Genomic DNA, 7414 nt, shown 5'->3' with positions numbered 1-7414 from the left:
TAGGAGAGGGGTAGAAGAGAAAGGGTTGCAGGATCTCAGCGACAAGTGTGACCGCCACGCCCGTCTGCCTCAACATGTCCCTGAAGCCTAGCTGCACGCTTTTTTTTGACAAGCAGAGGGCGGCATAGGAGATTTGTGCTGGTCTCGTGGGCTCGGAGATGTGTAAAAGAGACGGGCGCCACTCCGGCCGGTGGGGCGCCGCCACCCCAGGTGCCCGCGCCGCCCGATCCACGCAAGGATCTGGCCGAGCGCATCCAGGCCATGAAAAAGCTTCGGCAGAGCGACAATCCCTACATCCAGATGGTCGCGATGCGGTGGGTGGCCTCGCACTGTGACAAAGAGGACATCCTGGCCGGCAACGACGACCCGAAACTGCCGCTGGTGACCTGCTCGACCGACTACAAGATAGTCTACCTGCTGGGGCCGTCGATAATCAGCGGAGATCAGATCCAGGACGCCAGTTCCACGATGAACCAACACGGCATCGGCTTCGTCGTCGACCTTCAATTCAAACCCGCAGCCGCCAACACCTGGGCCGACTTCACCGCCGCCCACGTCGGAACCCAGACCGCCTTCACCCTGGACTCGCAGGTCGTCAGCGCCCCGATGATCCAGGAACCCATCCCGGGTGGACGGACCCAGATCTCCGGCGGAGACCCGCCGTTCAACGCCACCACGGCCGGCCAGCTCGCCAACGTCCTCAAGTACGGCTCGCTGCCGTTGTCGTTCGAATCGTCGGAAGCCCAAACCGTCTCGGCGACACTGGGATTGACCTCCCTGAAAGCTGGCCTGATAGCGGGCGCGATCGGCCTGGCCCTGGTGCTGGTGTATTCGCTGCTGTACTACCGGATACTGGGATTGTTGACCTCGCTTTCTCTGATCGCTTCCGGCGCAATGGTTTTCGCAATTCTGGTGAACCTGGGCCGGCAGATCAACTACACCCTGGACCTGGCGGGTATCGCGGGTCTGATCATCGGTATCGGAACCACCGCAGACTCGTTCGTGGTGTTCTTCGAACGCATCAAGGACGAGATCCGCGAGGGCCGTTCGTTCCGGTCGGCGGTGCCGCGAGGCTGGGCGCGGGCTCGCAAGACGATCGTGTCGGGTAACGCCGTCACCTTCCTGGCCGCCGCGGTGCTCTACGTCCTGGCGATCGGCCAGGTGCGCGGATTCGCGATCACCCTGGGCCTGACCACCGTCCTGGACGTGGTGGTGGTGTTCCTGGTCACCTGGCCGCTGGTGTACCTGGCCTCCAAATCTCCGACGCTGGCCAAGCCCGCCTACAATGGCCTGGGTGCTATCCAGCAGGTCGTCCGCGAACGCCGGGCTGCGCCCGAGCGTGAAGATGGAACGGTGACCGCGCGATGACCGTTAAAGCCAAGAGCACCGGCGGCGACAACACGGCCGACTCCACCACGCAGCTGCCGCATCACAGCGTGTTCTCCCGGCTCTACACCGGAACGGGCGCGTTTGAGGTCATCGGGCGGCGGAAGCTTTGGTACGGCATCAGCGGTGCGATCGTCGCCATCGCGGTGCTCAGCATCATCCTACGTGGCTTCTCCTTCGGCATCGACTTCAAGGGCGGCACCACGGTCTCCATGCCCGTCACGGGCGCGACCGGCCAGGTGCAGACCTCGCAGGTGCAAAAGGTGTTCCGGAAGACCCTGGGCCGTGACGTCGAGGCCGTGGTCATCGTCGGTAACGGCGCATCGGCGACGGTGCAGATCAGCTCGGAGACGCTGACCAACGAGCAGACGGCGAAGCTGCGCGACGCGCTGTTCGATGCGTTCCAGCCGAAGGGCGCCGACGGCAAGCCCAGCAAGGTGGCGATCAGCGACTCGGCGGTATCGGAGACCTGGGGCGGCCAGATCACCAAGAAGGCGCTGTTCGCGTTGGTCGTGTTCCTGGTCCTGGTCGGCCTCTACATCATGGTCCGCTACGAGCGCTACATGGCGATCTCCGCGCTGACCACCATGGTGTTCGACCTGACCGTCACCGCCGGGGTGTATTCACTGGTCGGCTTCGAGGTTAGCCCCGCCACCGTGATCGGCCTGCTGACCATCCTCGGCTTCTCCCTGTACGACACCGTCATCGTGTTCGACAAGGTCGAAGAGAACACCAAGGACTTCCAGCACACCACCCGGCGCACCTTCGCCGAGGAAGCGAACCTGGCGGTCAACCAGACGTTCATGCGCTCGATCAACACCAGCCTCATCTCGGTGCTGCCGGTGCTGGCGCTGATGGTGGTGGCGGTATGGCTGCTCGGTGTCGGCACGCTTAAGGACCTGGCGCTGGTGCAGCTGGTCGGCATCCTGGTCGGCACCTACTCGTCGATCTTCTTCGCCACGCCGCTGCTGGTCACGCTGCGCGAGCGCACCGAGCTGGTGCGCACGCACACCCGCCGCGTCGTGAAACGGCGCAAGCCCGGCCCACAGAAGCAGGCCGCCGACGGCGGCGAGTCCGGTGCGAAAACGTCCGAGGCCGCGCCGGAGTTCGATTCTACCTACGGGGCCGAGACGGCGGGCAGTTCGACCGACGGGGTCGAGCCCACCGGTAAACAGGCGCCCGGTGCCCGACCCGTGCGGCCCACCGGCTCTGGGCGCCCGACCGGCAAGCGAAACGCCGGCCGGAGGTAGCCCGCGATGCTTCGGCGCGCGGCGATCGTTGCCCTGGCTGCAGCGCTCGCATCGACGTTCGCCCTGACCGGCTGCTCGGGTAGCGCCGCCTCGCAGATCGCCTACGTCGTCGACGGCCCGCTTACCAGCTATAACGTCAACACCACCATCGGCGCCGCGACGGCGGGCGCGCAAGCGCCCAACCCTGACCGGATTCGGCTACCACGGCCCGGACGGTCAGGTCGTCGCTGACCATGACGACTTCGGCAGCGTCTCGGTGGTCAGCGGTTCGCCCTTGGTGCTCGACTACCAGATCGCCGACAACGCGGTATACTCCAACGGCAAGCCGGGTCACCTGCGACGACCTGGTACTGGCCTGGGCGGCCCGGGATGCATTCGATGTTGACGATATCGACGTAGCCGGCCTGGGTGGCGGTACAAGATCCAATCCGTCCTGGCCAACGGCGCGGTGGTGCTCGTCACCAACGGGGCCTAGGGCGATCACCAAACGGATCACCGTGTCGCCGCAGGCGGCCCGACATCAAGGACCGGGTCAACAACCGCAGCGTCGATGTCGTCGATGTCGCGGCCGGCTCGTCGGAGACGCTGACCACCCCGGACAACTACGACCGCACCGACTTCGCCTCGGCGGGCATCGAGCAGCTGATCTTCGCCCCGCTCGGACCGCTGGAGCAGGCCAAGGACTGCCGCGCCGTCGCGCGCTGTGCATGCCCCGGGACGTTATCGCGCACGACGCCGGAGTGCCGATCGTCAACGTGCGGCTGTCGCCGGCCACCGAGGACGCAGTCGCGCAGGGCGAGGCCGCGCCGTTCGACAAGGCGGATCCCGCCGCCGCCCGCGACGCGCTGGGTGGTGCGCCGCTGACGGTGTGGATCGGCTACCCAGAGTCCGAACGCCCGGCTCGCGGTCACCGTCGGGACCATCACCAAGTCCTGCGCGACGGCCGGGATCAGCGTCACCAACGTGGCCCTGGACACATCCGGCCCCGCAGGCGCTCAGCGACGCAAGATCAACGTCCTGCTGGCCAGCACCGGCGGGGCCACCGGCAGCGGATCGACCGGCTCGTCGGCGATGGACGCCTACGCCCTGAACAGCGGCAACGGCAACAACCTGTCCGGCTACGCCAGCCCGAAGATCGACGGCATCATCGGCGCGCTAGCCGTCTCCGGCGACCTGGTCGAACGCGTGTGCCTGCTTGCCGAGGGGGCGCCGGTATTGTGGGGTGATATGCCGACGTTGCCCCTGTATCATCAGCAGCGAACGCTGCTGATGTCGAAAAAGATGTACGCAGTCAGCGCGAATCCGACCTGCTGGGGCGCGGGTTGGAACATGGACCGATGGGCTTTGATGCAGTGACGGATATACGCGAGGATCCGGCGTTGGCCGACCTCATCGCGTCGTTGACGCGCGACGTTTCCAATTTTCCCGAGCACGGAGTCCGGTTCAAGGACCTCACTCCGCTGTTCGCTGACCGGACGGCGATGCGCGCGGTCAGCGATGCGCTGGCCGACATCTCCGCCGGCGTCGATCTGGTCGCGGGCATCGAATCGCGGGGGTCGCTGGTGGCCGCCGCCGTGGCCGCGCGGCTAGGCACCGGCGTGTTGTCCATCCGCAAGGAGGGCAAGCTACCGCCCCCGGTGCTCCGCGAGAGCTACCAGCGGGAGTACGGCCCCGCGGCGATGGAGATCCCCGCCGACGGTCTGGATCTGCGGGGCAGCAACATCATGATCGTCGACGACGTGGTGGCCACCGGCGGCACTCTGGGTGCGGCCGAGCGTTTGGTCCGGCGCGCCGGGGCCAATGTGGCCGGCGCCGCGGTGCTAGTGGAAATCACCGCACTGGGCGGTCGAGATGCGCTGGCGCCTTTGATCGTGTACAGCCTGAGCCGCGTCTGAGGAGATATCCTCGGACTCGGAGGTGACCGACGTGGCGGATGAGCAGGGTACGGCGCAAGCTGATGTGCCGCCCATCGAGTCGCCGGCAGCGCCTCGGCTCGTGGATACGCCCGAGCCGCCGCCCACCGAGACGCTGAAGACGTCCAGCAGCGCGTCCCGGCGGGTGCGGGCCCGGCTGGCCCGGCGGATGACCGCCCAGCGCAGCACGCTCAACCCCGTGCTCGAGCCGCTGGTGGCGGTACACCGGGAGATCTATCCCAAGGCGAACCTGTTGCTGCTGCAGCGCGCGTTCGAGGTCGCCGACCAGCGCCACGCCAGTCAACTCCGGCACTCCGGCGACCCGTATATCACCCATCCGCTGGCCGTCGCTAACATCCTCGCCGAATTGGGCATGGACACCACCACTTTGGTGGCCGCGCTGCTGCACGACACCGTCGAGGACACCGGTTACACGCTGGAGGCCCTCAGCGAGGAGTTCGGCGAAGAGGTCGGCCACCTGGTCGACGGCGTGACCAAACTGGACCGCGTCGAGCTGGGCAACGCCGCCGAGGGCGAGACTATCCGCAAGATGATCATCGCGATGGCCCGCGACCCGCGGGTGCTGGTGATCAAGGTGGCCGACCGGCTGCACAACATGCGGACCATGCGTTTCCTGCCGCCGGAGAAGCAGGCCCGCAAGGCTCGCGAGACGCTGGAGGTCATTGCGCCGCTGGCACATCGATTGGGCATGGCCAGTGTGAAGTGGGAGCTGGAAGACCTGTCGTTTGCGATCCTGCACCCGAAGAAATACGAGGAGATCGTTCGGCTGGTCGCCGGGCGGGCACCGTCGCGGGACACCTATCTGGCCAAGGTCCGCGCGGAGATCGTCGCCACGCTGAACGCGTCGAAAATCAAGGCGACGGTCGAGGGCAGGCCCAAGCACTACTGGTCGATCTACCAGAAGATGATCGTCAAGGGCCGCGACTTCGACGACATTCACGATCTGGTCGGCATCCGCATCTTGTGCGACGAGGTCCGGGACTGCTACGCCGCGGTCGGCGTGGTGCACTCGTTGTGGCAGCCGATGGCGGGACGGTTCAAGGACTACATAGCCCAGCCCAGATACGGTGTCTACCAATCGCTGCACACCACGGTGGTGGGGCCGGAGGGCAAGCCGCTGGAGGTGCAGATCCGTACCTGCGACATGCACTGCACCGCCGAATACGGCATCGCCGCGCACTGGCGCTACAAGGAAGCCAAGGGGCGCAACGGCGTTCCGCATCCGCACGCCGCGGCCGAGATCGACGACATGGCGTGGATGCGCCAGCTGCTCGACTGGCAGCGTGAGGCCGCCGACCCCGGCGAGTTCCTGGAGTCGCTGCGTTACGACCTTGCGGTGCAAGAGATTTTCGTGTTCACCCCGAAGGGCGACGTGATCACCCTGCCGAACGGTTCGACGCCGGTGGACTTCGCCTACGCGGTGCACACCGAGGTCGGCCACCGTTGCATCGGCTCCCGGGTCAACGGGCGGCTGGTCGCCCTGGAGCGCAAGCTCGAAAACGGGGAAGTGGTAGAGGTTTTCACCTCCAAGGCGCCCAACGCGGGACCGTCGCGGGACTGGCAGCAGTTCGTGGTGTCGCCGCGGGCCAAGGCGAAGATCCGACAATGGTTCGCCAAGGAGCGGCGCGAAGAGGCGCTGGAGGCGGGCAAGGAGGCGATGGCCCGCGAGGTGCGCCGCGGCGGACTTCCCTTGCAGCGCTTGGTCAATGGTGAGTCGATGGCGGCGGTGGCGCGCGAACTGCACTACACCGACGTGTCCACGATGTACACCGCGATCGGCGAGGGCCATGTGTCGGCCCGGCACGTCGTGCAGCGGCTGCTGGCCGAGCTCGGCGGCGTCGACCAGGCCGAAGAGGATCTGGCCGAACGGTCCACGCCGACGACCATGCTGCGCCGGCCGCGCAGCACAGACGACGTCGGTGTCTCGGTCCCCGGCGCCCCCGGTGTGCTGACCAAGCTGGCCAAGTGCTGCACACCGGTGCCTGGCGACCAGATCATGGGTTTCGTTACCCGCGGCGGCGGGGTCAGCGTGCACCGCACTGACTGCACCAACGCCGCCTCGCTGCAGCAGCAGGCCGAGCGTATCATCGAGGTGCTATGGGCGCCGTCGCCGTCGTCGGTGTTCCTGGTGGCCATTCAGGTCGAAGCGCTCGATCGGCACCGGCTGCTTTCGGATGTCACCCGGGTGCTGGCTGACGAAAAGGTGAATATCCTGTCGGCGTCGGTCGCCACGTCGGGTGACCGAGTTGCCATCAGCCGCTTCACCTTTGAGATGGGCGACCCCAAGCACCTCGGGTACCTGCTCAATGTCGTGCGCAATGTCGAAGGCGTATACGACGTCTATCGCGTAACGTCGGCCGCGTAACCGGACCGCGTCAGCCGAGCCGTACCGAGGTGATCGTCACCGGAGAGGCGGGCAGGCGGCTGTCGCGGTTGCCGGCCACCCCCGCCGCGCCGATCTTGTCGAGGACCGCCAGGCCGGCCGCCGGATATTGGCAATTCGCGCCCAGGTTCCGGCGGCGGGACGAACGCAGGCAACGGTGGTGTGGCCGTCCCGTTCGGGGTGGCGGCCGTCGTCGGCCCGAACGGACCACCGATCGCGGGACCGAGTTTGGGCGTCCTGGGATGCGGCGTGGTGGTGGCCGCGTTGTTCGCTGCTGAGTCGCTGTGGCTGACCAGCGAGATCACCAAGACCGTCACCATCGTGAGGGTGAACAGCGACGTGACCACGATGCCGATGATCAGCCGCCGGTTCGACGACTGGGGCGGGCCCTGGTGCGGCATCGCGTGCGGCGGCCCGGCATGCGGGGGCAGGGCGTGCGGTGGCGGTGGTTGCGGGGCGGG

The 7414-nt window shown here is 66.9% G+C and carries 4 protein-coding genes and 2 pseudogenes; all 6 read left to right on the top strand.

The features are described from left to right. Nucleotides 1-216 precede the first annotated feature (216 nt). A pseudogene (gene secD, locus FQ389_RS17115) lies at nt 217-1368 on the top strand (protein translocase subunit SecD); the annotation flags it as partial. Continuing rightward, the gene (gene secF / locus FQ389_RS17110) at nt 1365-2636 is read left to right on the top strand and encodes a protein translocase subunit SecF (RefSeq protein ID WP_144209797.1); all 1272 of its coding nucleotides are present in this window, start codon (nt 1365-1367) and stop codon (nt 2634-2636) included. The pseudogene secD and the gene secF, both read left to right, overlap by 4 nt. A gap of 6 nt (nt 2637-2642) precedes the next feature. Beyond that, a pseudogene (locus FQ389_RS17105) lies at nt 2643-3992 on the top strand (hypothetical protein). Further along, nucleotides 3989-4531 carry an adenine phosphoribosyltransferase gene (locus FQ389_RS17100; protein WP_407662934.1) on the top strand — a complete coding sequence of 181 codons (543 nt, stop codon included), beginning with the start codon at nt 3989-3991 and terminating at the stop codon, nt 4529-4531. The pseudogene FQ389_RS17105 and the gene FQ389_RS17100 overlap by 4 nt, the downstream one beginning before the upstream one ends. Nucleotides 4532-4562: 31 nt before the next feature. Continuing rightward, nucleotides 4563-6935 (top strand): RelA/SpoT family protein, encoded by a 2373-nt coding sequence (locus tag FQ389_RS17095; protein WP_144209800.1) that lies wholly within the window; start codon nt 4563-4565, stop codon nt 6933-6935. Between the two features lie 180 nt (nt 6936-7115). Continuing rightward, a partial coding sequence (locus FQ389_RS17085) for a hypothetical protein (RefSeq protein WP_186296497.1) occupies nt 7116-7414 on the top strand: 299 nt, incomplete at its 3' end.

The sequence above is a fragment of the Mycobacterium tilburgii genome, assembly GCF_902168065.1.
GTDB classification, from domain to species: domain Bacteria; phylum Actinomycetota; class Actinomycetes; order Mycobacteriales; family Mycobacteriaceae; genus Mycobacterium; species Mycobacterium tilburgii.
This window is presented reverse-complemented; position numbering and strand designations above follow the sequence as displayed.